At 70.8% G+C, this 26,280-nt stretch carries 25 protein-coding genes; 13 read left to right on the top strand and 12 right to left on the bottom strand.

Annotation, left to right across the window (positions count from 1 at the left end):
• Both AAG827_RS17220 and AAG827_RS17215 read right to left on the bottom strand, forming a co-directional pair.
• The coding region (locus AAG827_RS17220) for a class F sortase (protein ID WP_341927416.1) at positions 1-366 on the bottom strand (366 nt) is incomplete at its 3' end.
• 46 nt (positions 367-412) lie between these two features.
• The gene (locus tag AAG827_RS17215; RefSeq protein ID WP_341927415.1) at positions 413-1,531 is read right to left on the bottom strand and encodes a hypothetical protein; all 1,119 of its coding nucleotides are present in this window, start codon (positions 1,529-1,531) and stop codon (positions 413-415) included.
• A 209-nt stretch (positions 1,532-1,740) separates the two neighbouring features.
• Between AAG827_RS17215 and AAG827_RS17210 the strand changes: the two genes are divergently transcribed.
• From AAG827_RS17210 to AAG827_RS17200, 3 genes are read left to right on the top strand one after another with little or no spacing between them, the layout of a single operon-like run.
• Entirely contained in the window at positions 1,741-2,538 is a 798-nt protein-coding gene (locus tag AAG827_RS17210) for an ABC-2 family transporter protein (RefSeq protein WP_341927414.1), read from the top strand.
• A complete protein-coding gene (locus AAG827_RS17205) occupies positions 2,531-3,328 on the top strand; it encodes an ABC-2 family transporter protein (RefSeq protein WP_341927413.1) in 798 nt (265 codons plus the stop codon). Before AAG827_RS17210 ends, AAG827_RS17205 begins: the two co-directional genes overlap by 8 nt.
• Positions 3,329-3,333: 5 nt before the next feature.
• Positions 3,334-4,299, top strand: a complete 966-nt coding sequence (locus tag AAG827_RS17200) for an ATP-binding cassette domain-containing protein (protein WP_341927412.1) — start codon at positions 3,334-3,336, stop codon at positions 4,297-4,299.
• Here AAG827_RS17200 and AAG827_RS17195 read toward each other — a convergent pair.
• Positions 4,262-5,383 carry a PP2C family protein-serine/threonine phosphatase gene (locus tag AAG827_RS17195; RefSeq protein WP_341927411.1) on the bottom strand — a complete coding sequence of 374 codons (1,122 nt, stop codon included), beginning with the start codon at positions 5,381-5,383 and terminating at the stop codon, positions 4,262-4,264. The genes AAG827_RS17200 and AAG827_RS17195 overlap by 38 nt on opposite strands.
• A 109-nt stretch (positions 5,384-5,492) precedes the next feature.
• Here AAG827_RS17195 and AAG827_RS17190 point away from each other — a divergent pair, with 109 nt between their 5' ends.
• The gene (locus AAG827_RS17190) at positions 5,493-7,019 is read left to right on the top strand and encodes a catalase (RefSeq protein WP_341927409.1); all 1,527 of its coding nucleotides are present in this window, start codon (positions 5,493-5,495) and stop codon (positions 7,017-7,019) included.
• A 161-nt stretch (positions 7,020-7,180) separates the two neighbouring features.
• On the opposite strand, the gene AAG827_RS17185 is transcribed toward AAG827_RS17190, so the two are convergent.
• The 3 genes from AAG827_RS17185 to AAG827_RS17175 are packed head-to-tail and all read right to left on the bottom strand — an operon-like array spanning position 7,181 to position 12,140.
• Complete coding sequence (locus tag AAG827_RS17185) at positions 7,181-9,622, bottom strand: FAD-dependent oxidoreductase (protein ID WP_341927408.1); 2,442 nt, start codon at positions 9,620-9,622, stop codon at positions 7,181-7,183.
• A complete protein-coding gene (locus AAG827_RS17180) occupies positions 9,615-10,520 on the bottom strand; it encodes an LPS biosynthesis choline kinase (RefSeq protein ID WP_341927407.1) in 906 nt (301 codons plus the stop codon). Before AAG827_RS17180 ends, AAG827_RS17185 begins: the two co-directional genes overlap by 8 nt.
• Positions 10,521-12,140, bottom strand: a complete 1,620-nt coding sequence (locus AAG827_RS17175; RefSeq protein WP_341927406.1) for an amino acid permease — start codon at positions 12,138-12,140, stop codon at positions 10,521-10,523. It abuts the gene before it with no gap.
• A 148-nt stretch (positions 12,141-12,288) separates the two neighbouring features.
• Between AAG827_RS17175 and AAG827_RS17170 the strand changes: the two genes are divergently transcribed.
• From AAG827_RS17170 to AAG827_RS17145, 6 genes are all read left to right on the top strand, one after another.
• Positions 12,289-13,023, top strand: a complete 735-nt coding sequence (locus tag AAG827_RS17170) for an FCD domain-containing protein (protein ID WP_341927405.1) — start codon at positions 12,289-12,291, stop codon at positions 13,021-13,023.
• Positions 13,024-13,032: 9 nt separating this feature from the next.
• Positions 13,033-14,433 carry a glutamine synthetase family protein gene (locus tag AAG827_RS17165; protein WP_341927404.1) on the top strand — a complete coding sequence of 467 codons (1,401 nt, stop codon included), beginning with the start codon at positions 13,033-13,035 and terminating at the stop codon, positions 14,431-14,433.
• Positions 14,433-15,788: an aldehyde dehydrogenase family protein gene (locus tag AAG827_RS17160; RefSeq protein ID WP_341927403.1), complete on the top strand. Its 1,356-nt coding sequence runs from the start codon at positions 14,433-14,435 to the stop codon at positions 15,786-15,788. The genes AAG827_RS17165 and AAG827_RS17160 overlap by 1 nt, the downstream gene beginning before the upstream one ends.
• Positions 15,789-15,858: 70 nt before the next feature.
• Positions 15,859-16,638, top strand: a complete 780-nt coding sequence (locus AAG827_RS17155) for a 3-oxoacyl-ACP reductase (RefSeq protein WP_341927402.1) — start codon at positions 15,859-15,861, stop codon at positions 16,636-16,638.
• A gap of 2 nt (positions 16,639-16,640) precedes the next feature.
• Complete coding sequence (locus tag AAG827_RS17150) at positions 16,641-17,354, top strand: gamma-glutamyl-gamma-aminobutyrate hydrolase family protein (protein WP_341927401.1); 714 nt, start codon at positions 16,641-16,643, stop codon at positions 17,352-17,354.
• A gap of 27 nt (positions 17,355-17,381) precedes the next feature.
• Entirely contained in the window at positions 17,382-18,356 is a 975-nt protein-coding gene (locus tag AAG827_RS17145; RefSeq protein ID WP_341927400.1) for an alpha/beta hydrolase, read from the top strand.
• A gap of 81 nt (positions 18,357-18,437) precedes the next feature.
• Here AAG827_RS17145 and AAG827_RS17140 read toward each other — a convergent pair whose 3' ends face one another.
• Positions 18,438-19,703: a DDE-type integrase/transposase/recombinase gene (locus AAG827_RS17140; protein ID WP_341927399.1), complete on the bottom strand. Its 1,266-nt coding sequence runs from the start codon at positions 19,701-19,703 to the stop codon at positions 18,438-18,440.
• Between the two features lie 170 nt (positions 19,704-19,873).
• Here AAG827_RS17140 and AAG827_RS17135 point away from each other — a divergent pair, with 170 nt between their 5' ends.
• Positions 19,874-20,251 carry a hypothetical protein gene (locus AAG827_RS17135; RefSeq protein WP_341927398.1) on the top strand — a complete coding sequence of 126 codons (378 nt, stop codon included), beginning with the start codon at positions 19,874-19,876 and terminating at the stop codon, positions 20,249-20,251.
• A gap of 81 nt (positions 20,252-20,332) precedes the next feature.
• Here AAG827_RS17135 and AAG827_RS17130 read toward each other — a convergent pair whose 3' ends face one another.
• Genes AAG827_RS17130 through AAG827_RS17115 form a run of 4 tightly spaced genes read right to left on the bottom strand, consistent with a single transcriptional unit; the run spans position 20,333 to position 23,580 of the window.
• Entirely contained in the window at positions 20,333-21,097 is a 765-nt protein-coding gene (locus AAG827_RS17130) for a sulfite exporter TauE/SafE family protein (RefSeq protein ID WP_341927397.1), read from the bottom strand.
• An 8-nt stretch (positions 21,098-21,105) separates the two neighbouring features.
• Positions 21,106-22,272 carry an SPFH domain-containing protein gene (locus tag AAG827_RS17125; RefSeq protein ID WP_341927395.1) on the bottom strand — a complete coding sequence of 389 codons (1,167 nt, stop codon included), beginning with the start codon at positions 22,270-22,272 and terminating at the stop codon, positions 21,106-21,108.
• Between the two features lie 42 nt (positions 22,273-22,314).
• Complete coding sequence (locus AAG827_RS17120; RefSeq protein ID WP_341927393.1) at positions 22,315-22,776, bottom strand: NfeD family protein; 462 nt, start codon at positions 22,774-22,776, stop codon at positions 22,315-22,317.
• A 9-nt stretch (positions 22,777-22,785) separates the two neighbouring features.
• Positions 22,786-23,580 (bottom strand): ABC transporter ATP-binding protein, encoded by a 795-nt coding sequence (locus AAG827_RS17115; RefSeq protein ID WP_341927391.1) that lies wholly within the window; start codon positions 23,578-23,580, stop codon positions 22,786-22,788.
• A gap of 53 nt (positions 23,581-23,633) precedes the next feature.
• On the opposite strand from AAG827_RS17115, the gene AAG827_RS17110 reads away from it, so the two are divergent.
• Complete coding sequence (locus tag AAG827_RS17110; RefSeq protein WP_341927390.1) at positions 23,634-24,365, top strand: hypothetical protein; 732 nt, start codon at positions 23,634-23,636, stop codon at positions 24,363-24,365.
• A 34-nt stretch (positions 24,366-24,399) separates the two neighbouring features.
• Positions 24,400-25,620: a phosphoserine phosphatase SerB gene (gene serB / locus AAG827_RS17105; protein WP_341927389.1), complete on the top strand. Its 1,221-nt coding sequence runs from the start codon at positions 24,400-24,402 to the stop codon at positions 25,618-25,620.
• 33 nt (positions 25,621-25,653) lie between these two features.
• Here the strand turns inward: serB and AAG827_RS17100 are convergent, their stop codons facing one another.
• Positions 25,654-26,169: a histidine phosphatase family protein gene (locus tag AAG827_RS17100; protein ID WP_341927387.1), complete on the bottom strand. Its 516-nt coding sequence runs from the start codon at positions 26,167-26,169 to the stop codon at positions 25,654-25,656.
• Positions 26,170-26,280 lie beyond the last annotated feature (111 nt).

Here is a 26,280-nt window from a genome sequence, read left to right as displayed (position 1 = left end):
CTGCTCGAGGTCGTCCAGGGCCCCGCCACCGTTGTGGACCGTGTGGCCGGCGACCAGGACGCTGCCCTGACGCTCACCCGGGCGCGCGCCGTCGGCCCACCACCCGAGCTCCTGGGGGTCCGAGGGCGGCGTGAGGGTGCCGCCCGGAGCCTTGACGGGTACGACGGGTGCGTCGACGTCGAGCGCGGGGATCCGCAGCATGCGGGGAGCTCCCGGTTTCCACGGGGCCCGCGTGGCCTCGGGCGTGGTCGCTGCTGCGGCAGCCCGCGCAACCGGAGACGATGCCGCGCCCGAGGTCGGCTCCTGCTCCACGACCTGCGGGGTCTGGGTCAGGAACACCGCCAGACCGCCACCCACGAGCGCCACCCCGAGAAGGGTGACGATCGCGGGCAGCAGCCGCCGCGGTGCTCGATCAGTGGGTCGGCGTGACACTGCGACGACGGGCCAGCAGGCCGGCGGCGGCGAGCGCCACACCGAGAGCGGCGATGGCCAGGCCGATCGGCGAGGTCACGATCCGGCTGAGCGTGCCCTCCTCACCGGCGTCGATGTTGGTGGGGACGGCCGAGGAGTCGCTGCCCTGCGCCGCTGCGGCGGAGCTGTCAGCCTCGGCCTGCGTGCCGAGCACGCCCTGGTCGGCGCTGGACGAGGAGCCACCGCTGGTCGCGGTCTCGCCCTGGACACCCTGGTCGGGCGTCTCGCCGGCAGGCGTCTCCTCGCCGGGGGTCTGCTCGTCGCCCGGGGTGGTCTCGTCCCCGCCGGGGTTCTCGCCGCCGGGGTTCTCGCCGCCGGGCGTCTCCTCGCCCGGGGTGGTGGAGTCGCAGGGCTCGACCCAGAAGACCTTGTGCTTGACGTCGGCACCCTGTGATCCGGGCGTGTTGATCGTCAGCTTGATGTGGTAGCCCTGCTGCGGGTGCGGCTCGCCGTCGAAGACCGGGTAGTAGGTGGCCTCGCCGTCGAAGTCGGTGCCACCGCCGGCGGCGTCGCCGCCCACGAAGACCGAGCTCGGGCCGCCCGGCGTGAGCCCGACGTCGGCCGTCGGCGCGTGCATGGCCAGCGAGACCGAGGAGATGATGTCGGCGCCCTCGTCGAAGCCATACCACTCGATGTCGAACCCACACGTGACGTGGGGGTTGTTCTGCGGGATGCCGTCGGCCTGACCGACCGGGGTGATCTTCACGGTGCCGTTGTTGCCGGCCGGGTCGCCGTTGCCGCCGCCGTTGCCGCCGCCGTTGCCGCCGCCGTTGCCCTGGTCACCCTTGGGGCCCTGGTCACCCTTGGGGCCCTGGTCGCCCTTGGGGCCCTGGTCGCCCTTGGGGCCCTGGTCACCCTTGGGGCCCTGGTCACCCTTCGGGCCCTGGTCACCCTTCGGGCCGTTGCCCTGGGGGCCCTGGGACGAGCCGTTGCCGTTGCCGTTGCCGTTGCCGTTGCCGGTGCCGGTGGCGAGGGCGGGTGAGGCGGTGGCGGCCACGGTCAGCAGCGTGCTGACGGCGGTGGCGGCGAGCATGGTCTTGGTCGAGGTGCGGTTGGACATGCGGAAGTTCCCCCTAGAACACGGCCGGATGCCGGCCGATCGATGGTGGGCCGTCCCGAGTCGAACGGCGTCCGCAGATAGATATGACCCGCCGTAACGGTCCCCAAACTTGGGGAGCAACATTTGATTGAATGTTCCAGGTCACACGTAACCTCACCCTCCGCGCGTCGTACCCGGCGCAGCGCGCGAGGGTCGAGGAGAGTGGAGCCATGCTGCACACGGCCGTCGCCTCGAGGTCGTTTCGCCGCTACTCGACCTACGTCGGCGCGACCCTGGCGGGCATCTTCACCAACAGCGTCTTCGGCGCCATCATGTGTTTCGTCTACATCGAGGTGTGGGCAGGCAACCCCGACGCCGGCGGCTACGACGTCACCGACGCCGTGACCTACGTGTGGCTCGGCCAGGCGATGATCATGACGGTCGCGGTCTGGGGCGGCGGCTCCCCCGACGACCTCGCCACGCGGATCAAGTCCGGCGACGTGGTGATCGACTTCTACCGTCCGGTGGGGATCCTCGGCTGGTACCTCGCCGCCGACCTCGGCCGTGCGGCGTACCACCTGCTCACCCGGGGTCTCGCCCCCACGCTCGTCGGCGGGCTCTTCTTCGACCTGCGCTACCCCGCCGACGCGCTGACATGGCTGCTCTTCGCGATCGCGATCCCGTTGGCGGTCGTGGTGAGCTTCGGGCTGCGGATGCTGGCCGCGCTCACCACCTTCTGGTTGCTCGACGACGTCGGACCGCGCACCCTGCTGGGCTTCGTCGCTCTCTTCTTCAGCGGGCTCACCGTCCCGCTGGTGCTGCTGCCAGGAGTGCTGCGTGACGTGGCGCTCGCGCTGCCGTGGGCCACCTTCCTCCAGGTCCCGGCGGACATCTGGCTGGGCAGGACCACGGGCGTCGAGGTCCTCGGTGCCTATGCGTTCGTCGTCGCCTGGGCCGTGGTCCTGCTCGGCGCCTGCGCCCTCGTCCTCCAGCGGGCCGAGCGACGGGTGGTGGTGCAGGGTGGTTGACGCCGCGGTCGCCTACTACCGCATCGGCGCCCTCTGGGTCCGCGCGTCGATGGCCTACCCCGCCTCCTTCTGGATGATGGCCGTCGGCAGCTTCCTGACGACCGGGCTGGACTTCGTCGGCATCTGGATCCTCTTCGGCAACGTCGACGACCTCGGTGGCTTCAGCCTCACCGAGATCGGGTTCCTGTACGGCGCCACGGGGCTCGGCATCGCCTTCGCCGACCTGTTCGTGGGGCGGGTCGAGCGCCTCGGCCAGATGATCCGCTTCGGCCGTCTCGACACGATGATGACCAAGCCGGTGCCGCTTCTCGTGCAGGTGTGCGCCGACGAGTTCGCGCTGCGCCGCTTCGCCCGCGTCCTCCAGGCCACGATCGTCTTCACGTGGGCGTCGACGTACGTCGACTGGACGCTGCCCCGTGCGCTGGTCGCCGTCGAGATGGTGGTGAGCGGGTCACTGATCTTCTTCTGCCTCTTCGTCTCGCTGGCGTGCCTCCAGTTCTGGACCGCGGACTCCTCCGAGGCGGCCAACGCCTTCACCTACGGCGGCAACACGATCACCCAGTTCCCCCTGTCCGTCTTCCCGGCCGAGGTGGTCAAGGCGCTGACCTTCGTGGTGCCGATCGCCTTCGTCAACTGGTATCCCGCCCTCTTCATCCTCGGCCGCGAGGACCCCTTCGGCCTGCCGGCCGCCCTGCAGCTGGCCTCCCCCGTCGCCGCCGGCGCGATGCTCGCCGTCACCGCCCTGGTCTGGCGCACCGGCGTCCGCCACTACCGATCCACCGGGAGCTGAGCCCCATGAGCCGCCTGATCCAGGTCACCGACCTCCGACGCACCTTCGTGGTGCGTCGCAAGGAGGAGGGCAGCCGCCGCCGGCACCGCGTCGAGGTCGAGGCGGTGCGCGACCTGACCTTCGAGGTCGCGGCCGGCGAGATGGTCGGCTACATCGGGCCCAACGGCGCCGGGAAGTCCACGACGATCAAGATGCTCACCGGGATCCTGGTCCCCACGAGCGGGGACATCCGGGTCGCGGGCGTCGATCCGAGCCGCAACCGCACCGCCCTGGCCCGACGGATCGGCGTGGTCTTCGGGCAGCGGACCTCGCTGTGGTGGGACCTGCCGCTGCGCGACTCCTTCGACCTGCTGCAGAAGATCTACCGCACCGACCCGGCGCGGCACCGGGCCAACCTCGCGGATTTCCTCGAGCTGCTCGATCTCGGGGACCTGCTCGACACCCCCGTGCGCCAGCTCAGCCTGGGCCAGCGGATGCGCGGCGACATCGCGGCGGCGCTGCTGCACGACCCCGAGATCCTCTACCTCGACGAGCCGACCATCGGCCTCGACGTCATCAGCAAGGGCCGGCTGCGCGACTTCCTGCGCGCCCTCAACCGTGAGCGCGGGACGACGTTGATGCTCACCACCCACGACCTCCAGGACATCGAGGCGCTCTGCGACCGCGTCATCGTGATCGACCACGGCACCCAGGTCTTCGACGGCACCCTGGCCGGACTCCACGAGCGCGGTGGTTCGACCCGCACCCTGGTCGTGGACCTCGTCGACGAGGTCGGCCCCGTGGTGGTCGCCGGCGCCGAGACCCGACGGGTCGAGGGGCCGCGCCAGTGGTTGAGCTTCCCTGCCGACGCCAGCGCCGCGCCGATCGTCGCCGCCCTCGCCTCGTCTTACGACGTCGCGGACCTCTCCCTCCAGGAGCCGGACATCGAGGACGTCATCCGCGAGCTCTACTCGCGTCCTCCAGCCGGGTGAGCAGCAGCAGGGCGCGGTCGTCGTCGCCGCGGGTGACCTGACGGATCATCCGCTGCGCGGAGCCGACGGCGCCCTCGCGGATCGCGTCACCGGCGATGTCGCGCAGCCAGTCGATGCCGACGTCGAGGTCGTCCGTGCGCGACTCGACCACGCCGTCGGTGTAGAAGAGCAGCGCGTCGCCGGGACCGAGGACGCCCTCGCTGATGTCGAGGTCGGGCTGGGGCAGGATGCCGAGCGCCATGCCGCGGGCATTGTCGACGACCCACCCCCCGCCTGCCTGGTGCCAGCGCAGCGCGGGCGGGTGTCCGGCGGAGGCGATGGTGTAGCGCCCGTCGGTGAGGTCGAGGCGCACGTGGACGGCGGTGGCGAAGGACTCGTCGAGGTGACGACGCAGCAGAAACCGGTTGGCGGCCGCCATCAGCTCGCGTGGCTCGAGTGCACCCACCAGTCCCCCGAGGGCCCCGGCGAACTGGAGCGCGTGCGGGCCCGCCGCGAGTCCCTTGCCCACGACGTCGACCAGGATCAGCTCCAGGTAGCGCTCCTCCTCGTCGAGGTCGGCGACCAGGAAGTCCCCGGCGTAGCCGACCCCGTCGGCGGCGATCATCGCGCTCTCGACGTGCCACGGCACCGGGAGGGGCGGGATGGTGCCCTGCGCCTGGAGCCGCTTCTTCAGCTCGGCCAGCATGATCTCGCTCAGCGGTGACGGCAGGCCGCTGCGCTGACGGCTGGACTGGAAGAGGATCAGGACAACGGCCACGGCCAAAGCGGCCAGGATCGCGGCACGCGGTCCGTTGATGGGACCGTCGAGGACCATCGCTGCGACCGCGAGTGAGGCCGTCCAGCCCGTCATCACCGCCAGCGGGCGGAACCGCAGCAGCAGCATCGCGACGATCAGCCACACGAAGTAGGCCGGGGTGGGCACCAGGTCGTAGGCGGCGACGGAGACGGCGAAGGAGATCGTCACCCCCATCATGAGCAGCAGGAGGACCTCACGCTGTCCCTCCGCGGAGCCGGAGCTCCACCGGCGCACGCGGTCGCGCAGGTGCCGCGAAAGCGCTCCTGAGGAGCTGGGACCCGAGTGCACATCAGCAGGCTAGTGCCCGGAGGGCCCCGATGTTGGCGACCTCACGATCGGGTACCGGGACCAGATGACCACGCACCCCAGCGACACCTCGACCCCAGGAGCAGACTTCATGAGCGACCCGCGCCCCCAGGGGGGCTCCACCACCCAGACAGGCTCTCCCGCGCCCTCGGACCGCAACTCCCTGACGCTCGGCGACACCGGGCCCCTGCTGCTGCACGACCACCACTTCATCGAGCAGATGGCCCACTTCAACCGCGAGCGGGTGCCGGAGCGCAACGTGCACGCCAAGGGCACCGGGGCGTTCGGGACCTTCGAGACGACCGAGGACGTGTCGGCGTACACGAAGGCGGCGCTCTTCCAGCCGGGCGTGAAGACCGACATGCTGGCGCGCTTCTCCACCGTCGCCGGCGAGCAGGGCTCCCCCGACACGTGGCGCGACCCGCGGGGCTTCTCGCTGAAGTTCTACACGACCGAGGGCAACTACGACCTCGTCGGCAACAACACCCCCGTGTTCTTCGTGCGCGACACGATGAAGTTCCCCCACTTCATCCGCTCGCAGAAGCGCCGAGGCGGCACCGGGCTGCGCGACAACGACATGCAGTGGGACTTCTGGACCCTCAACCCGGAGTCGGCGCACCAGGTGACCTGGTTGATGGGCGACCGCGGGATCCCCGCGTCGCTGCGCCACATGCAGGGCTACGGATCGCACACCTACATGTGGATCAACGCGGCCGGCGAGAAGTCCTGGGTGAAGTACCACTTCAAGTCCGACCAGGGCGTCAAGAACCTCACCCAGGAGGCCGCCAACAAGATCGCCGGCGAGGACGCCGACTTCCACCGTCGCGACCTGTCTGAGGCGATCGAGCGCGGCGACTTCCCGTCGTGGACCCTGCACGTGCAGGTGATGCCCTACGAGGACGCCAAGACCTACCGCTTCAACCCCTTCGACCTGACCAAGGTGTGGCCGCACGGCGACTACCCGTTGATCAAGGTCGGCACCATGACGCTGGACAAGAACCCCGACAACTTCTTCGCCCAGGTCGAGCAGGCCGCCTTCGAGCCGTCCGCGACGGTGCCGGGCATCGGCTTCAGCCCCGACAAGATGCTGCTGGGGCGCGTGTTCGCCTACGCCGACACCCACCGCTACCGGATCGGCCCCAACTACCACCAGCTGCCGGTCAACCGGCACCGTGTGGAGGGCGCCAACACCTACACGTTCGACGGCCCGATGGCCTACGACCACAGCGGTGACCAGCCGGTCTACGCGCCCAACACCTACGGTCGCGGCTACAGCGACCTCACCGGCCCTCCCGAGGACAGCTGGCAGACCGACGGCGAGATGACCCGCGAGGCCTACCGGCTGCGCGAGCAGGACGACGACTTCGGTCAGGCCGCCACGATGATCAACGAGGTCTGGGACGACGCCCAGCGCGAGCGCTTCGTCGGCAACGTCGCCGGTCACATCCTCGGCGGGGTGTCGGACAAGGTGCTGCCGCGCGTCATCGAGTACTGGAAGAACGTCGACGAGGAGATCGGCAAGCGGATCGAGGTGGCCGTGCAGGAGGGCCAGGAGACGCTGCCGGCGCCCCACGACACCGAGGCCGAGGGCGTCATCGACGACCCGACCAGCATCTGACGGATCTCGCCTCTGCCCCGCTCGGCCTGCCGCTCGTGGTGGGCCGGGCGGGGCGGTGTCGTGTCCCCAGGGCATGCGGATTGGTCACCAACCGCAGCTCGCAGGGCCGAGAACATGCGGTTGGTGACCAAACCGCAACCCCTGGGACCAGCCGCCCGACCTCAGGCCAACGGCGCGCGGAGGCCCAGCGACGCACCGAGCAGCACCCCGGCGACGTCGACCTGGAAGCCTCCGGCGGCGAGGTGGTCGGCGGTGACCGGACCGGGGTGACGGAGCTGGGCCAGCCCGACGCTGCGCCCGACGGTGGCGCCCCAGGCGGCGCTGGTGACCTGGCCGACCGGCACCCCGTGGTGGAGCACCAGCTCGCCGCCCCAGAGCATCGCGTCGGGGTCGTCGACGGTGAAGGAGACGACGCGCCGCCGCGGACCGCCGCCCGCCAGGGCCGACCGGTGGGCAGCCACCGCCGCGCGGCCCAGGAAGTCCTTCCCCCCGGACAGCGCCGTGGCGAAGACGAGCCCCGCCTCGACCGGGCTGACGTCGGGCGTGAGCTCGCGACCGAAGGCGCGGTAGCCCTTCTCGAGGCGCAGTGACTCGATCGTGTAGTAGCCGGCGTCGACCAGCCCGAGGTCGGCGCCCACCTCGTGCAGCAGGTCGTGGACACCGGCCGCGAGCTCGACCGGGACCATCAGCTCCCACCCGAGCTCGCCGACGTAGGTCATCCGCGTCGCCCGGACGACGGCGTGCCCGAGCGCGATCTCGCGGCTGGTCGCGAAGCCGAAGGCCGCCTCGGACAGGTCGGCGTCGGTCACCCGCGACAGCAGCTCGCGTGACGCCGGCCCCATCACCCCCAGCACCGCGAACGCCGAGGTCACGTCGCGCACGCGGGCGCCGCGTGCGTGCCGGGCCAGCCAGTCGAGGTCGCGGACCGTCGTGGCCGAGGAGGAGACCAGCAGGAAGGAGTGCTCCCCGGTGCGGGTCACGGTCAGGTCGGCCTCGTAGGTCCCGCGGGCGTTGAGGAAGGGGGTGTAGACGCAGTGCCCGACCGGCACGTCGACGTCGGCGGCGCACACCCACTGCAGCGCGTCGAGCGCGTCGAGTCCCTCGACGACGTACTTGCTGAACGACGTCTGGTCGAAGACCGCGACCGCCTCACGCGTTGCGCGCTGCTCCGCGACCGACCAGGGCAGCCAGGACGGCTTGCCCCAGGAGTAGTCCAGCCGGGCCTCCCCGGCCGACGGCGCGAAGACGTTGGGCCGCTCCCAGCCCATCCGGGAGCCGAAGACGGCTCCACGCGCAGCGAGCCGGTCGTGCAACGGCGACATGCGGAACGGCCGCGCCGAGGTCAGCTCCCGGTTGGGCCACGGCACCGCGTAGTGCAACCCGAGCACCTCGGCGACCCGCGAGCGCAGCCAGCGGTTGTTGGCGTTGAACGGCGCGAAACGGCGTACGTCGACTCCCACCAGGTCGGTGGTCGGCTCACCGGCCACGATCCACTCGGCCAGGGCCCGACCGGCGCCACCGGCCGACGCGATGCCGACGGAGTTGAAGCCCGCGCCGACGAAGTAGCCGTGCAGACCGGGCACCTCGCCGAGGAGGAACTGGTTGTCGGGCGTGAAGGACTCGGGCCCGTTGTAGAACTTGCGGATCCCGGTCTCGCCGAGCACGGGGATCCGGTGCACGGCCTGCTCCATCAGCACCGAGAAGTGCTCCCAGTCCTCCTCGAGCAGCTGGAACTCGAAGGGGTAGGGCAGGTCGTCGGGCGAGCGCCAGGGCTTGGCCTCGGGCTCGAAGCCGCCGACCACCAGTCCCCCGGTCTCCTCCTTGAAGTAGGTCCACCCGTCGGGGTCGCGCATGATCGGCAGGTCGGGTCGCACGCCGTCGATCGGGTCCGTCACGACGTAGAAGTGCTCCGCGGAGTGCAGCGGGACGGTCGCGCCGACCATGTCCCCGAGCACCTTGGCCCACTGGCCGGCGCAGTTGACCACGACCTCGGCGGCGACCACCCCGCGGTCGGTGACGACGCCGGCCACCGAGCGCCGCTCTCCCCCGGTCGTGACGACCTGGAAGCCCGTGACCCGACACCCCTCGACGATCCGCGCGCCCCGGGACCGCGCCCCCTTGGCGAGCGACTGGGTGAGGTCGGTCGGGTTGACCTTGCCGTCGCCGGGCAGCCAGACCGCGCCGAGCACGTCGTCGACCTGCATCACCGGCCACAGCTCCTGGGCACGAGCCGGTGAGATCAGCTCGCACCCCATGTCGTACGCCGTCGCGTTGGCCGCCGTGCGCCGCAGCTGGATCATCCGGTCCTCGGTGCGCGCCACGATGACTCCGCCGACCCCGGCGTAGCCGGTGGCCAGGCCCGTCTCGGCCTCGAGGGCGGCATAGAGCTCGGCGGAGTACTGCACCAGCCGGGTCCCACCCTCGGACGCGCGCAGCGGGCCGACCAGCCCGGCTGCGTGCCAGGTCGTGCCGCTGGAGAGCCGCCCCTGCTCCAGCAGCAGCACGTCGGTCCATCCCAGCCTCGTGAGGTGGTAGGCGACCGAGGCGCCGATCACCCCTCCGCCGACGATGACGACCTGAGCGCGCTCGGGGAGATCAGCCACGGGCCACCTCCTCCAGGAGGCCGGCGAGGTCCGGACCGCGGAACACCGCGGCGGCCTTCTCGAAGCGCTCGAGGCCCCAGGCGTAGAAGTCGAAGTCGAGCGGGCTCGCGGCTGCCTGGATGAAGCCCCACAGCGACCAGCCGTAGGCCGAGCACAGCGCCTGCACGCGCACGCGTGCCACGTCGGCGCGCGTCACGTCGGCGAAGTAAGCCTCGGCCCAGGCCTCCGTGCGGGCCACGTCGAATCCGCACTCGGTGGCGGTGTTGCCGAGCTCGAAGGCCGCGTCGTTGTTGCCGGAGTACTCGTAGTCGATGAGCCAGGTCCGCGTGCCGTCGTCGATGAAGTTGGCGGCCAGCAGGTCGTTGTTGCACGGCACGGTGGGCCGGGGCGCGGCCTCGAGGGCGCGGCGTACGGACTCCCAGTCGTCCTCGAAGTCTCCGTAGCCGCGCGGCAGGGCCAGGCCCTGGGAGATCACGGTCGCGAGGTAGGTCGCGCGCCGGGCGAACATGTCGAAGTCGCCGTCGAAGCGCGGCCCACCGTGCAGCCGGCGTACGGCGCCCGCGGCGCGCGCGAGCACCTCGGGGTCGCCGAACGCATCGTCGGTGAGGACCGCGCCGGGCAGGAAGTCGATGACGAGCATCTGCAGGTCGGGTCGGTACTCCACGACCTGCGCCCCCACTCCTGCGCGGGCGGCCCGGACGGTGTTGTGGTGCTCGGCGTCGCGGTCGATGCCGAGCAGGCCCGCGTCACCGTGCGAGCAGCGCACCACGTAGTCACCGCCGTCGCCGGTGCGGACCCGGAGGTTGTGGTTGGTGAGCCCTCCGGGCAGCTCGGTGACGCGCCGGGACCGCCCCGCCAGGCAGGCGAGGCGGTCCAGGTCGCTGTCGAGCTGGCTCACTCAGTCGTCGAAGGCCTCGACGACGGCCTTGTCGATGGTGACCTGCGGGCCGGTGAACCAGTGCTTCGCCGACACGCTCCACCAGATCGCGAGGACCGCCAGCGCGCCGATCGTGAGCACCGGTGCGTAGTTGACGAACTTCCACGAGAAGTCGTCGTTGAGGGGATTGCCCGCGGGGACGAACGGGAGGACGAAGTAGACACTGATGATCGCGATCTCGGCGACCGCGACGAGGTTCATCCACTTGTACTTGGAGCCGTTGTTCCACGAGCCCGGCTGGAAGGCGTCACCCATGCGCCAGCGCAGCCAGATCGGGATCAGGAAGGCCAGGTAGAGACCGATGACCGCGACCGAGACGACGGCGTAGAACGCGGTCGGCACGATGAGGGGGGCCTCCTCGGTGCCGATGTTGACCTCCACGAGCGCCGGCAACGTGATCAGGGCGGAGACGACGGCGACGAGCATCACCGCGTTGGCGGGGACCTTGCTGCTGCTGACCTTCGCCCACAGCGAGGAGCCGGGGACGGCCTTGTCCCGGCTGAAGGCGAAGGTCATGCGCGACGCGCTGGTCATGCAGGCCGTGGTGCAGAAGAACTGTCCGACTGCCGAGATCAGGAGCACCGTGCCCGCCACGTTGGTGTCCAGGGCCGAGGTGAAGATGTAGGCCACACCCCCGGCGCCCACGCCCGCGTTGTCCGGGTTGCCGGACGCGTCGTCGGGGATGGCGAACAGGAAGGCCAGCAGGAGGAGCCAGCCGCCGATCGCCGAGTAGAAGATCGAGCGCCAGATGCCCTTGGCCGCGCCCTCGGACGCTGCCTGGGTCTCCTCCGAGAGGTGGGCGGAGGCGTCGAACCCGGTGATCGTGTACTGCGTGAGCAGCAGACCGAAGGGCATCACGAGGAACCAGTACGTGATGCCACTGCTCGAGCCGCCGTCGTAGCCGGAGTTGTTGAAACGCTCGGAGAAGACGTAGCTGAAGCTCTGGTGGTTGTCGGGCAGGAAGACCAGGATCAGGATGATCGCCGCTGCACCCACGACGTGCCACCAGACCGACACGTTGTTCATGACGGCCATCAGGTGACCGCTGAAGATGTTGAGCGCCGAGGCGAGGACGAGCACGACCAGGAAGATGACGAAGACCCGGCTCAACGAGTAGCCGCCCGCGTAGGACTCCGAGAAGACGCTGAGCGTCAGGTCGATGAAGGTGGCACACCCGTAGGCCACCGACGCGGTCACGGCGATGAGCCCGATCAGGTTGAGCCAGCCGGCGAAGAAGCCGGCCTTGGGCCCGCCCATCTTGGCGGCCCACCAGTAGATGCCGCCCGAGGTCGGGTAGGCGGAGACCAGCTCCGACATCGTGAAGCCGATCAGCAGGATGAACGCGGCGACGATCGGCCAGCCCCACGAGATCGCGACCGGGCCCCCGTTGTTGAAGCCCTGGCCGAAGGTGGTGAAGCACCCGGCCAGGATGGAGATGATCGAGAAGGAGATCGCGAAGTTGGAGAAGCTGGACCAGCTGCGGCTGAGCTCCTGCTTGTAGCCGAGCCTGGCGAGGTGCTCCTCGTCGGCGCTCAGCTGGGGTGCGTGGTGCTCTCGGATGGGCTCGTGTGCTTCGGGCATGCGCACCTCTCAAGGCAGTGACGGTTGGAGGGAACCTAGACCTGCCCCTCCGAGGGTGTAAATGCCCCGCGGTTAAATTGGTATGAACTCAGACCATTCGTCCTCGCGTCGATTGACAGGCGCCTCCCCCGAATCAAGGATGTGGGCCATGACCGGGTCAGCCGCGCAGCACCTGCCCGAGGCGGTGCTCCGACCCGTGCGTGGTCACCATGCCTTCGAGGCGTGCGTGGAGCAGCTCGGCACCGCGATCCGCCTGGGCGTCTATCCCCTCGGCTCGGCGCTGCCGGCCGAGCGCGAGCTGGCGGCCCGGCTGCACGTCTCGCGGGCCACGCTGCGCGAGGCGATGGCCGCCCTGCGCCAGGCCGGCCTGGTCGAGACCACGCGCGGCCGGGGCGGCGGCACGATCGTGACGCTGAAGCCACGGACCCCGTCCGCACGCGCCGCGCTGCGGGTCACCGACGCCAAGCGCCAGGACTGGCTGGACGCACTGGAGTTCCGTCGCGTGGTCGAGCCGGGCGCGGCCGCGCTCGCCGCCCAGCTGGAGCTGACCGACGTACGACGGGAGCGGCTGGAGCGCGCGCACGAGGAGGTCGTCCACGCGGGGCGGCCGGCCCCGCACCGCCAGGCCGACAGCCGCTTCCACCTGACCATCGCGGCGCTGAGCGGGTCACCGCGCCTCATCGAGGCCGTCACGTCGGTGCAGTCCACCCTCCACGAGATGCTGCTGGCGATCCCGGTGCTCGACACCAACATCGCCCACTCCGACCGTCAGCACGCCACCGTCGTCCGCGCGATCCTCGCCGGCCGTCCCGATCGGGCCCGGAAGGCCATGGAGCACCACTGCGACGACACGGCCGCGCTCCTGCGCGGCCTCCTGGGTTAGGAGACCCCCATGGCCACGACCGGCTCGACCGACCTGCGCAACCACCGCCACCTGAGCATGCAGCACCTGCTGGACCGGATCGGCAACGGCGCGGTCGACACCGTGGTCGTGGCCTTCACCGACATGCAGGGACGCCTCCAGGGCAAGCGCCTGCACGGGGCCTACTTCGCCGAGCACGTCGTCGGTCACGGCACGGAGGGCTGCAACTACCTGCTCGCCGTCGATGTCGACATGAACACCGTCGACGGCTATGCCATCTCGTCGTGGGAGCGCGGCTACGGCGACATGGAGTTCGTCCTCGACGAGCGCACCATCCGGCTGCTCACCCACCTGCCCGGGACGGCGATGGTCCAGTGCGACCTGGTCTGGCCCTCGGTCGACGGCAGCGACCACGAGCCCGTCGTGCAGTCCCCGCGCACGATCCTCCAGCAGCAGCTCGACCGCTGCGCCGACCAGGGGTGGACGGCTCTGTCGGGCACCGAGCTGGAGTTCATCGCGTTCGAGGACACCTACGAGTCCGCGTGGGACGCGGGCTACCGCGGGCTGCGACCGGTCAACCAGTACAACGTCGACTACTCCGTCCTCGGCACGACCCGCGTCGAGCCGCTGCTGCGCTCGATCCGCAACCACATGTATGCCGCCGGCCTGGACGTCGAGGGCGCCAAGGGCGAGTGCAACTTCGGTCAGCACGAGATCGGCTTCCTCTACGCCGACGCCCTGACGACCGCCGACAACCACGTGGTCTACAAGAACGCCGCCAAGGAGATCGCCGCCCAGCAGGGCAAGTCGCTCACGTTCATGGCGAAGTACGACCAGCGCGAGGGCAGCTCGTGCCACATCCACCTGTCCCTGCGCGGCACCGACGGCTCGTTGGTCTTCTGGGACGCCGAGACCGGGCAGCGCACCGCCCTCTACGACCACTTCGTCGCCGGGGTGCTCGCCACGATCCGTGACTTCACGCTGCTCTACGCCCCCAACATCAACTCCTACAAGCGGTTCGCCGACGGCTCGTTCGCGCCGACGACGATCGCGTGGGGACACGACAACCGCACCTGCGCCGTACGTCTGGTCGGGCGGGGGGCCGGGGCCCGCATGGAGAACCGCGTGCCGGGCGCCGACGTCAACCCCTACCTCGCCCAGGCCGCGATGATCGCCGGCGGGCTGCACGGCATCGAGCAGCAGCTCGAGCTCGAGCCCGAGCTGGTCGGCAACGCCTACACGTCGGGTCGTCCCAAGGTCCCCACGACGATGACCGAGGCGCGTGAGATCTTCGCAACGTCCACGATCGCCCGCGCGGCCCTGGGCGACGCGGTCGTCGACCACTACACCAACATGGCCGACGTGGAGCTCGCCTCCTACAACGCCACCGTCACCGACTGGGAGCTGCGTCGCGGCTTCGAGAGGCTCTGATGACTTCCTTCACCGTGATCAACCCGGCGACCGCCACCCCGGTCGTCGACGTCCACCTCGCCTCCCTGGCCGAGGCCGACGCCGCCATCGAGCGCGCCCACGAGGCCTTCCCGGCCTGGCGCGACATGGCCCCGGGCGAGCGCGCCCGGCTGCTGCGCCGCTTCGCGGCCGTCGTCGACGAGCACGTCGAGGAGCTGGCCGAGCTCGAGGTCCGCAACGCCGGCCACACGTGGGGCAACGCGCGGTGGGAGGCCGGCAACGTGCGTGACTGCCTCAACTACTACGCCGGGGCCCCGGAGCGGATGTTCGGCCGCCAGATCCCGGTGGCGGGCGGCACCGACATCACCTTCCACGAGCCGCTCGGCGTGGTCGGCATCATCGTCCCGTGGAACTTCCCGATGCCCATCGCGGGCTGGGGCTTCGCCCCGGCGCTCGCCGCCGGCAACACGGTCGTCCTCAAGCCCGCGGAGCTCACCCCCCTGACTGCGATCCGGCTGGGTGAGCTGGCGCTCGAGGCCGGTCTGCCCGAGCACGTGCTGACGGTCGTCCCCGGCAAGGGCTCGGTCGTCGGCGAGCGCTTCGTGACCCACGAGCTCGTGCGCAAGGTCTGCTTCACCGGCTCCACCGCGGTCGGCAAGCGGATCATGGCCGGGTGCGCCGACCAGGTGAAGCGCGTGACCCTCGAGCTCGGGGGCAAGAGCTCCAACATCGTCTTCGCCGACGCCGACATCGCCGCCGCCGCGGCCGCCGCTCCCGGGTCGGTCTTCGACAACGCCGGCCAGGACTGCTGCGCCCGCTCGCGCATCCTCGTCGAGCGGTCGGCGTACGACGAGTTCCTGACGCATCTCGAGCCGGCCGTCACCGGCATGCGGGTGCTCGACCCGAGCGACGAGTCCTCCGAGATGGGGCCGCTGATCTCGGCCCAGCAGCGCGACACCGTCCGGGGCTACCTCGACGAGGTCACCGTCGCCTTCGCCGGCACCGCTCCGGGCGGCGACGGCTTCTGGGTGCCGCCCAGCGTCGTGACCGTCGACGACCCGGGCGCCCGGATCTGGCGCGAGGAGGTGTTCGGGCCGGTCGTCGCCGTGATGCCCTTCGACGACGAGGCCCACGCGGTCGAGCTGGCCAACGACACCGAGTACGGCCTGTCCGGCTCCATCTTCACCTCCGACCTCGGTCGCGGCATGCGGGTCGCCCGCGCCGTCGAGGCCGGCAACCTCAGCGTCAACTCGCACTCCTCGGTCCGCTACTGGACCCCGTTCGGCGGCTACAAGCAGTCCGGCCTCGGACGCGAGCTCGGACCGGACGCCCCCCTGGCGTTCACCGAGGAGAAGAACGTCTTCATCGCCCACTGACCTCGTCGGTCGAGCAGCGAGGGCCGCCAGGCCCGAGCGCCCGTCGAGACCCCTAACGAAAGGAATCACCATGGCAGGACGCATCCAGGACCGGGTCGCGGTCGTCACCGGCGGCTGCTCGGGCATCGGCCTGGCGACCGTGCAGCGCTTCGTCGCCGAGGGCGCCAAGGTCGTCATCGGTGACATCGACGACGCCCGGGGCGCCACGATCGTCGAGGAGCTCGGCGGCGCCGACGTCGCGACCTACGTGCACGTCGACGTCACCGACAAGGAGCAGGTCGACGCGCTCTTCCAGACGGCGAAGGACACCTACGGCTCGGTCGACATCGCGTTCAACAACGCCGGCATCTCCCCGCCCGAGGACGACTCGATCCTCGACACCGACCTCGACGCCTGGCGCAAGGTGCAGGAGGTCAACCTGACCAGCGTCTACCTGTGCTGCAAGGCCGCGCTCCCCCACATGCTCGAGCAGGGTCGGGGCTCGATCATCAACACGGCCTCGTTCGTGGCGGTCATGGGGGCGGCGACCTCGCAGATCTCCTACTCCGCCTCCAAGGGCGGTGTGCTCTCGATGACCCGCGAGCTCGGCGTGCAGTTCGCCCGCCAGGGCGTCCGCGTCAACGCGCTGTGCCCCGGCCCGGTCAACACCCCCCTGCTCCAGGAGCTCTTCGCCAAGGACGAGGAGCGGGCCGCACGCCGGCTCGTGCACGTCCCGATGGGCCGCTTCGGCGAGCCCGAGGAGATGGCGTCCGCCGTGCTGTTCCTGGCCTCGGACGACTCGTCCTTCATGACCGCCAGCACCTTCCTGGTCGACGGCGGCATCTCCGGCGCCTACGTCACCCCGATCTGACGATGACCCCGGTCATCGGCCTCAGCGTCTACCGCGAGCAGGCGCGCTGGGGCGTCTGGGACCAGCCGGCCGACCTGCTGCCCACGGCGTACGCCGACGCGGTCAGCGCCACGGGCGGCCTGCCGGTGCTGCTCCCCCCGGTGGACGTACCCGGGGCTGCCGACGCGGTGGTCGTGCGCCTCGACGGGCTGGTCATCACGGGTGGCGCCGACGTCGACCCGGCGCGCTACGGCGCCGAGCCGCACCCCCGCACGGCCGGGTGGCGTCCGGACCGTGACGCCTGGGAGACCGCGCTGCTGGACGCCGCCGACGCCACCGGTCTGCCGGTGCTCGGCGTGTGCCGCGGGATGCAGCTGATGGCGGTGCACGCCGGCGGCTCGCTCGACCAGCACACCCCCGAGCTCGTCGAGCACGAGCAGCACAGCCCCGGCGGCGCGGCGTTCGGGACCATCTCGGTGCGGGTCGCGGCGGGATCCCGCCTGTCGGGGCTGGTCGGCGACACGCTCGACGTCAGCTGCCACCACCACCAGTCGGTGCGCGAGCACCCGGGGTTCGTCGCCACGGCCCGCGCGGAAGACGGGACGCTCGAGGCGATGGAGCGCGAGGGCGACCGCTTCGCCGTCGCGGTGCAGTGGCACCCGGAGACCGCGGCCGACGTGGGCCTGCTCGCCGGTCTCGTGCGTGCCGCGGCGTCGTACGGGCAGGGACGCGCGTGACGCGCAGGGCCTGACAGACTGCGGTGCATGGCCCCGGAGCAGATCCCCGACATCCTCGGCGACCCCTGGCTCTCCGAGACCTTCACGCTGCGCCCCGACAGCGAGGGCGAGGTCGTCGCGACGATGGTCAGCCACCGGTCCTCGGTCGGCAACCGCGGCGCGGTGCTGCACGTGCACGGCTTCGCCGACTACTTCTTCCACACCGACTACGCCCGGTGGTGGATCGAGCGCGGCTACGACTTCTACGCCCTCGACCTGCGCAAGTACGGCCGCTCGATCCTGCCCCACCAGACCCCCAACTACGTCGCCGACCTCCGTGAGTACGACGAGGAGCTCGGCGAGGCCTGGCGGCGGATCACCCAGCGCGACGGCCACACGCAGGTCGTCGCCTCCGCGCACTCCACCGGCGGGCTGGTGCTGCCGCTGTGGCTCGACCGGGTGCGTCCGCGCGGTCTGGCGGCGCTCGTGCTCAACTCGCCGTGGTTGGACCTCCAGGGCGGCGCCGCGGCGCGGGTGATCGGCACACCGTTGATCAAGCAGGTCGGCGCCCGGCAGCCGATGCGGGAGATCCGCCGCAACGTGACCGGGCTCTACGGCCGCAGCCTGCACCACCAGCACGACGGTGAGTGGGACTTCGACCTGCAGTGGAAGCCGCTGATGTCCTTTGCGGTCTACGCCGGCTGGCTGCGCGCGGTGCGCCACGGGCACGCCGAGCTGCAGCGCGGACTCGACGTGGGGTGCCCGGTCCTCGTCCTGTCCTCCGATCGCTCCTCGCAACCGATGGTGATGGGCGAGGACGTGCACACCACCGACATCGTGCTGGACGTCGAGCAGATCCGGCGCTGGTCGACCGCACTCGGCCGCCACGTCACCTACGTCGCGATCCCCGGCGCCCGCCACGACGTGGTCCTGTCGCGCCCCGAACCCCGCGACCGCGTCTACGACGAGCTCGGACGCTGGCTCACGACGTACGTCGCCCCACCGTCGCGGACGCTGCTCTGACGCGCGTGTCGCTCGAGTCGTGTGCCGCAGAGCGCTGCGGGGCGCGGTGTTGTGTCTCAGGACATCGCGGACACTTATGTCTCAGGACTTCGCGGACACATTCTTACGGGTCGGGTTCGCTGATTGGTAGCGGTTGCCGTGCTTGAGGGTGGCCTCGGCGATGAGCTTGGACTCGCTGATGATGCTGAGTTGTTGGCCTTGGCGGATCACGGTGACGCTCTTGCCGGCGTGAGCGCGTCCGATGCCTAGTGCGGTTCTGTTGAACAAGATCGTGCCGGTCTTGGTCACGATCTTGGTGCTGATCGTGGTCGTTGATGTCGCTCGTCCGGTGGGTCCGTCCTGGGGGCCGAGGTCGTATCGGTCGCGGGGTGTCAGGCCGTTGAGGTGGCGTCGTCGCCGGTCGTGGTTGTGCAGGGTCCGGTAGGTCTCCAGAGCGCTGTTGAGGTCGGCGAGGGTGGTGAACAGGGGCCTGCGGGCCAGCCACTTGCGGACCGCTCGGTGAGCACGTTCGCACTTGCCGCAGGTCTGGGGGTGCGCGATCGAGCTGGTGGGGTGGCGGATCCCGAGCGCGGTGAGGTTCTCGGTCAGCGCGCTGGTCCAGCCGCGGCGCGCACCCGAGAACGCGGTGCCGTTGTCGGTGAGCAGTTCGGCGGGCAGCCCGTACCTGGCTGCTGCGGTCTGGAAGGTGGCCCACACGTCGGCGCCGTTCTCGCTACGGACCGCGTGCAACGCGATGTCCATGCGTGAGCAGTCATCGACGATGTGCAGGATGCAGACCGGTGTGCCGTCGATCAACGCGACCTCGAAGCCGTCCATCTGCCAGCGAGTGTTGGGCTGGTCCGCCTCGAAGCGCCGAGTCGCTGCCCTGGGCCGACGCTGTGGCACCGCCACGACCTGACCGCGACGGGTCAAGATCCGGTTGATCGTGGCCCGCGAGGGCACCGCAGCCCCGGCAGGCCACTGCGCGCCCGACAAGATCTCTCGACGTGCTCGGCGCGGATTGCGTGAGCGATGATCCGCGGCTGCGGTGCGGCACAGGTCGTCCAGGACGAACCAGATCGAGTCCGCACCCTCGTCCCAACCGTCCTCGACCAGTTCCTTCCTGGCTCGCACGACCAGATCCTCGACCTCGGCGCTGATCGCGCCAGGCGAGGTCAACGGGCGCCGCGAGTCGGGGTAGAGCCCCTCGACCCCGAGGGTGCTGAACCGGCCGGCGTACTTGTAGAACTTCGTGGTCGAGCACCCGACCAACGCACACTGCCTGCGGACGTTGAACCGCTCGCCCTCGACATAACGCACCCCCAACGCTGCGAACTCCGGAGACACCGGCACTCCATCCTTGGCCATGCCCCAGGCTCGTCCAACCAGGGGCATACAGCCGATCAGGTGTCCGCGATGTCGTGAGACTTAATGTGTCCGCGATGTCCTGAGCCTTCACAGCGCTGCGGGGCGCGGCGAGCGGCACACGACCCGGACCTCGCCCCCGGCGCAACCGAGCAGACGCTAGGTTGACCCCCATGAACCCTGTGACCGGACTCGCCCTGGGCCGCATCGCCGTGGGCGTCGCCTCGCTCGCCAAGCCCGACCTCGTCGCCACCACGATGGGCCAGACCCCCTCGCCGCTGCTGACGCAGTGGTTCGGCTCCCGGGAGATCGCGCTCGGCGCGGTCACCCTGCTCGCGACCGGCAGCGCCCGGCGCAACCTGGTGCTGGTCGGCGCGCTCGTCGACGGCGCCGACGCCGGCACGGCCTACGCCGGGATCCAGGCGGGCCAGATCCCCAAGGAGATCGGCTTCGGCCTGGTCGCCGTGGCCTCCGGCGCCGTCGTCGCCGGGTTCCTCGGCCTCAAGGACGGCCGTCGACGCGCCAAGAAGAAGCTCGCGCTCGCTTCCTGAGCCTCGCCGAGTCGGCGCGATGGTGCATGCGGTGGGTGCCCACCCTGCACCATCGCGCCGACTCGGCGCTCGGGCCTGGACCTAGTCGAGCAGGAAGGCCGCGAGCGCGACCAGGCCGACCACGACGATGAAGGCGCGCAGCATCGGCTGCGGGAGTCGACGACCGACCCGGGCGCCGAGCAGCCCGCCGATGACGGCACCCACGCCGATCAGCCCGACGATGCGCCAGTCGACGTCGGCGACGAAGACGAAGAGCAGCCCTGCGACACCGTTGACGACGGCGGCGAGCACGTTCTTGGCGCCGTTGAGCCGCTGCAGCGAGTCGTCGATGCCGATGCCGAGCGCCGCCATGAGCAACACGCCCTGGGCAGCGCCGAAGTAGCCGCCGTAGACACCGGTCAGCAGGACGGCGGGCCAGACCCACCAGGCCGCGTCACGCTCGTGGGTGCCCCGCTCGACCGCACGCCGGGCCACCCACCGCGAGAGACGCGGCTGGAAGACCACCAGCGCCACGCCGAGCAGGATCAGGACGGGTACGACGGCAGCGAACGCGCCCTCGGGCAGCACCAGCAGGAGCAGGGCACCGGCGAGACCACCCAGCAGCGAGGCCGAGACCAGGCGCAGGATGCGGCTGCGCTGGCCCGCGAGCTCGCGCCGGTAGCCGATGGCGCCGGTGATGGAGCCCGGCACCAGCCCGATGTTGTTGGACACGTTGGCCGTCACCGGCGGGATGCCGAAAGCCAGCAGCGTCGGGAAGGTGATCAGGGTCCCCGACCCGACGATCGTGTTGATGCCACCGGCCGCGATCCCGGCGAGCAGGATCGCGGCCGCCTCGAAGAACGGCACCCGTCAGGTCAGGGTTGAGCGGGCGGCGTGCCCGGCTCGTCCGCGACGTCGGCGGGCGGTGCAGCAGGCGGGGCAGCAGGAGTGGCGGGCGCGGCCGGGGCGATGGGCTTGCCGGGGTTGGCGGCCGCCTTGGCCTCGGCGATCGCGTCCTCGACGGCCTTGCTCGTCCTGCCGCGCTCGGACTCGGCGAGAGCACCGCTGCCCGCGAGCTTGGCCGGCTCCATGCTGCCCATGTCGACCCGGTTGCGGGGGCCCTCGTTCTCACGCGGGATGCCAGCCATCTCGGACATCGTGGAGCCGAGACCCTCGAGCGCCTTGCCGATCTCGCTGGGCACGATCCAGAGCTTGTTGGAGCTGCCCTCGGCGAGCTTGGGCATCATCGTGAGGTATTGGTACGCCAGCAGCGACTGGTCGGGGTTGCCGTCGTGGATCGCCTGGAAGACGGTCTGGATGGCCTGGCCCTCACCCTGGGCGCGCAGGATGGAGGACTCCCGGTCGGCCTGGGCGCGCAGGATCAGCGACTCGCGGTCACCCTCGGCGGAGAGGATGGAGGCCTGCTTCTCACCCTCGGCCGTGAGGATCGCCGCCTGGCGACCACCCTCGGCGGTGAGGATCTGCGCCCGCTTGTCACGGTCGGCGCGCATCTGCTTCTCCATCGAGTCCTTGATGGAGGGCGGCGGGTCGATGCCCTTGAGCTCGACACGGTTGACGCGGATGCCCCACTTGCCGGTCGCCTCGTCGAGGACGCCGCGCAGTCGCGTGTTGATCTCGTCGCGGCTGGTCAGCGTGCCCTCGAGGTCCATGCCACCGACGATGTTGCGCAGCGTGGTCATCGTGAGCTGCTCGACGGCCTGGATGTAGTTGGCGATCTCGTAGGTCGCGGCGATCGGGTCGGTCACCTGGAAGTAGATGACGGTGTCGATGGAGACCACCAGGTTGTCCTGGGTGATCACCGGCTGCGGCGGGAAGCTCACGACCTGCTCACGCAGGTCGATGAGGTAGCGCACCTTGTCGATGAACGGCACGACGACGTTGAGGCCCGCGGACAGGGTCTCCTTGTACTTGCCGAAGCGCTCGACGATGCCCGCGCGCGCCTGGGGCACGATGCGCACCGTCTTGGCGAGCAGCACGATGACGAACAGGAACAGCAGACCGAGCAGGATCAGGTAGATCACGACTGTCTCCTCTGGGGGTGGGAGGTCCGGTGAGCCTACGTGCTAGGAATCGATGACGCCGACCGGGTGGACGTAGGCCGTGGCGCCCTTGATCGCGAGGACCTCGACGCTCTGGCCCGGCACCAGGGTGAGGTGCTCGTCGTAGGGCGCCGCGGTCCAGATCTCGCCGCCGATCTTGATGCGCCCGACCTCGAGGCCCGTGATGGTCTCGGTGACGACCGCCCGCTGGCCGACGAGCTTGCCGTGGCCGAGGCTGAGCTCGGGGCCGCCGTGGAAGCGCTTGGCGATCGGCGGTCGCACGAGGGCGAGCATCGCGACGGAGGCGCCTGCGGCCACGAGGGCCTGGACCGCGAACGGCGCCCCGAGGAGCGCTGTCGTCATGCCGGCGACGGCACCGACGGCGACCATGATGAGCACCAGGTCGAGGCTGAACATCTCGGCCACACCCAGGACGATGGCCAGGCCCAGCCAGGCCTGCCACAGGTTGTCCCAGATCCAGTCCATGGTCCGACCCTAGCGGTGACGCGTCTGGCGACGCGCCGACCAGCGGCCGTCCTCCTGGCGGATGGTCAACGGCATCCCGAACGTCGCGGCGAGGTTGGCCTCGGTCAGCACGTCGTCCAGCAGCCCAGCGGCGACGACGGCACCCTGGCGCAGCAGCAGCGCGTGGCTGAAGCCGGGCGGGATCTCCTCGACGTGGTGGGAGACCAGGACGGTGGCCGGGGAGTCGGCGTCCATGGCCAGGACCGAGAGCGTCGAGACGAGGTCCTCGCGCCCGCCCAGGTCCAGTCCGGCAGCCGGCTCGTCGAGCAGCAGCAGCTCGGGGTCGGCCATGAGCGCCCGAGCGATCTGCACGCGCTTGCGCTCGCCCTCGCTCAGGGTGCCGAAGGTGCGGTCGGTGAGGCCGCTGACGCCGAGCTCGGTCAGCAGGCTGGTCGCGCGGTCGTGGTCGAGCGTGTCGTAGTCCTCGCGCCAGCGACCCACGACGCCGTAGGACGCCGAGACGACCACGTCGTGCACGCGCTCGCTGCGCGGGATCCGCTCCGCGAGCGCGGCGCTGGTGAGCCCGATGCGGGGCCGCAGCTCGAAGACGTCGACCGTGCCGAGCACCTCGTCGAGGATCCCGGCCACGCCGGAGGTGGGGTGCACCTGGGCGGACGCCACCTGCAGCAGGGTCGTCTTGCCGGCCCCGTTGGGCCCGAGCACGACCCAGCGCTCGTCCTCCTCGACGGTCCAGGAGACCTCGTCCAGCAAGGTGGCCTGGCCCCGACGAACCGTGACGTCCGCGAACTCCAGCACTGCTCCCATGCCGCTCACCCTATCCAGAGCCGTTGCCCGTCCCGCGGCTATCCTCGACCGTCGTGACCACTCCTCTCGCCGTGTCGGCTCGCGTGGCCTGGTGGGGCACCGCGTGGCTGCGCGGACACGTGGTCGCCGACCAGCTCCTGGACGCGGTCCTCGAGGACAGCGTCACCCACGTCGTGTCCGGCATCGAGGGCGTCGACGGCGACACGATCCTCGGTGCCCTGGCCCGGCTGAGGACCCTGGGCGCCCACGCGTTCGGCGCGACGTTCCCCGCCGAGGGAGACCTGGTGGGGCTGGGTGGACCGGCGGAGTTCAACCATGCCGTGCTCGAGGTCGGCGAGGGCGTCGTCGCGGTCGGCGCAGGCATCGGCCTGACGCCGCGCGCCGTCGGGCCGACGTACGAGTGGGTGGCGCACCGCGCCGCGCCCCGTCAGGTGCCGGACGTCGGCGAGGCGGACCGCGCGCTGCGCACGGCCCTGCTGCACGCCGCCGAGGACCTCGCCGCGCTCGAGGTCGCGAAGTGGCGCCCCGAGGTCGCCGACCGGCTGCTCAACCTGCGGCACCGCAGGACGTACGCCGCTCCCCCGGGCGTGCCGGACCGGTGCGTCGACCTCGCGGCCCGAGGTCAGCAGGCGGTGGAGATCGTCGAGATCGCGCTCGAGGACGACGGCGGAGCGTTGAGCAGCGTCGAGATCCAGCAGCGTCGGGCCGCCCTCGTGCCACTGGAGCGCGCCGGTCGCCGGGCGCTGGTCGCTGCGTTCTCGCCCGAGGGCTGGCCGCCGGGCTGAGCGGCCACCTGCGGGCGATAACCTCACCAGCACCATGAGCGCGCCGAAGTCGAAGCCCGAGACGCTGCTGATCACCCTCACCGGCAAGGACCGGCCGGGGGTGACCTCCTCGATCTTCGCCACCCTGGCCCTCGCCGGGGTCGAGGTCGTCGACATCGAGCAGATCCTCCTGCGTCGCCGGCTGATCCTCGGGGTGCTCGTCACGGCTCCCCGGGACTGGAAGAAGCTCAAGGCCGCCGTCGAGGAGACCGCCGCTGCCCTGGACATGACCGTCGAGATCGACCGCGGCTCGGGGGACAACCGGGCGCGGCGCGAGGGCCGCTCGCACGTCACGATCATCGGCACTCCCCTCAAGGCCTCCGCGATGGCGGCGATCGCCGGTCGGATCGCCGACTGCGGGGGCAACATCGACCGCATCGAGCGCATGGCGCGCTACCCCGTCACCGCCATCGACCTGCACGTCTCCGGCGCCGACCCCGTGCAGCTCAGAGCCTTGCTCGCCCTCGAGGCGGCCACCCAGTCCGTCGACGTGGCCGTCCAGCCCGCCAACCTGCTGCGCCGCGGGATGCGGCTGATCGTGCTCGACGTGGACTCCACGCTGATCCAGGGCGAGGTGATCGAGATGCTCGCCGCCCACGCCGGCTGCGAGCCCGAGGTCGCACGGATCACCGAGTCCGCGATGCGCGGCGAGATCGACTTCGAGGAGTCGCTGCGCCAGCGGGTGCGGCTGCTGGCCGGGCTCGACGCCTCCGCCCTCGACACCGTCTATGACGAGATCGTCATCACCCCGGGTGCCCGCACGATGGTGCGCACGCTGCGCCGACTGGGCTACCGCTTCGCGATCGTGTCGGGTGGCTTCAGCCAGATCACCGACCGCCTCGCCGAGGACCTCGGGATCCACTACGCCCGCGCCAACGAGCTCGAGATCGTCGACGGGACCATCACCGGCGAGATCGTCGGGGACGTGGTCGACCGGGCCGGCAAGGCCAAGGCACTGCGCGAGTTCGCCGCGAAGGTGGGCGTGCCCGAGGCCGCGGTGATCGCGATCGGCGACGGCGCCAACGACCTCGACATGCTCAACGCCGCCGGGCTGGGCATCGCCTACAACGCCCGACCGATCGTGCAGGAGGCGGCCGACACCTCGGTCAACGTGCCCTACCTCGACGCGATCGTCTACCTGCTCGGCATCTCTCGCGAGGAGATCGAGATGGCCGACGCCGAGGCCGGGATCATCACCCCGGCTCCCCCGGTCTGACCCGGTCTCACCCGGTCTCGACCAGCTCGGGGGTCAGGCGCGCCCGACGTGGTACGCCGTGACGCGGGCGCCGCCGCCGGCGAGCTCGCCCCAGGTGCCGTCGTACGCGAAGACCGCGAGGGCGCTGGTCGGGAAGCCGCCGGTCATGCCGATCGCGGCGTCGGCGTCGCCCTCACCGTCGTCGAGCATGGTGGCGAGGTAGGCCATGGTCGGGTTGTGGCCGATCACCACGACCGTGGAGACGTCGTCGTCGAGCGAGCGCACCAGGTCGAGGGCGGTGTCGGGGTCGGCGGCGTAGAGGCCGCGGTCGAGCGTCGGCTCGAGGGTCCACTGCGCCCCGTGCGCCACGGCGGTGAAGGTCTGCTGGGTGCGCGTGGCGGCCGAGACGAGGGCCACGTCGGGGACGATCCCGCGCGCCGCGAGCCACCCGCCGGCCGCTGCTCCGTCCTGACGCCCGCGCTCGGCCAGCTCGCGCTCGAAGTCCGTCGGGCCGGCCTGCTCGGCCTTGGCGTGGCGCATCACGACGAGGGTCCGGGGGGATGCGGGCATGTCTGCGACCATGGCCACACCCTAGGGTGATCCGTATGCCCAAGGGACCCCTCATGATCATCGGCGGCGCCGAGGACAAGCTCCGCAAGCGGACGATCCTGAAGGAGTTCG

Source organism: Nocardioides psychrotolerans (assembly GCF_943371775.1).
Lineage (GTDB): Bacteria > Actinomycetota > Actinomycetes > Propionibacteriales > Nocardioidaceae > Nocardioides > Nocardioides psychrotolerans_A.
Note: the sequence above shows the minus strand (reverse complement) of the source record. Positions and strands in the feature narration are given on the sequence as shown.

Coding starts and splice junctions, on each gene's coding strand:
- AAG827_RS17200 (WP_341927412.1), top strand. CDS start 3,334: ATGAGCCGCCTGATCCAGGTCACCGACCTCCGACGCACCTTCGTGGTG.
- AAG827_RS17215 (WP_341927415.1), bottom strand. CDS start 1,531: ATGTCCAACCGCACCTCGACCAAGACCATGCTCGCCGCCACCGCCGTC.
- AAG827_RS17115 (WP_341927391.1), bottom strand. CDS start 23,580: ATGGGAGCAGTGCTGGAGTTCGCGGACGTCACGGTTCGTCGGGGCCAG.
- AAG827_RS17210 (WP_341927414.1), top strand. CDS start 1,741: ATGCTGCACACGGCCGTCGCCTCGAGGTCGTTTCGCCGCTACTCGACC.
- AAG827_RS17100 (WP_341927387.1), bottom strand. CDS start 26,169: ATGCCCGCATCCCCCCGGACCCTCGTCGTGATGCGCCACGCCAAGGCC.
- AAG827_RS17170 (WP_341927405.1), top strand. CDS start 12,289: ATGACCGGGTCAGCCGCGCAGCACCTGCCCGAGGCGGTGCTCCGACCC.
- AAG827_RS17175 (WP_341927406.1), bottom strand. CDS start 12,140: ATGCCCGAAGCACACGAGCCCATCCGAGAGCACCACGCACCCCAGCTG.
- AAG827_RS17190 (WP_341927409.1), top strand. CDS start 5,493: ATGAGCGACCCGCGCCCCCAGGGGGGCTCCACCACCCAGACAGGCTCT.
- AAG827_RS17155 (WP_341927402.1), top strand. CDS start 15,859: ATGGCAGGACGCATCCAGGACCGGGTCGCGGTCGTCACCGGCGGCTGC.
- AAG827_RS17160 (WP_341927403.1), top strand. CDS start 14,433: ATGACTTCCTTCACCGTGATCAACCCGGCGACCGCCACCCCGGTCGTC.
- AAG827_RS17120 (WP_341927393.1), bottom strand. CDS start 22,776: ATGGACTGGATCTGGGACAACCTGTGGCAGGCCTGGCTGGGCCTGGCC.
- serB (WP_341927389.1), top strand. CDS start 24,400: ATGAGCGCGCCGAAGTCGAAGCCCGAGACGCTGCTGATCACCCTCACC.
- AAG827_RS17165 (WP_341927404.1), top strand. CDS start 13,033: ATGGCCACGACCGGCTCGACCGACCTGCGCAACCACCGCCACCTGAGC.
- AAG827_RS17135 (WP_341927398.1), top strand. CDS start 19,874: ATGAACCCTGTGACCGGACTCGCCCTGGGCCGCATCGCCGTGGGCGTC.
- AAG827_RS17140 (WP_341927399.1), bottom strand. CDS start 19,703: ATGGCCAAGGATGGAGTGCCGGTGTCTCCGGAGTTCGCAGCGTTGGGG.
- AAG827_RS17150 (WP_341927401.1), top strand. CDS start 16,641: ATGACCCCGGTCATCGGCCTCAGCGTCTACCGCGAGCAGGCGCGCTGG.
- AAG827_RS17145 (WP_341927400.1), top strand. CDS start 17,382: ATGGCCCCGGAGCAGATCCCCGACATCCTCGGCGACCCCTGGCTCTCC.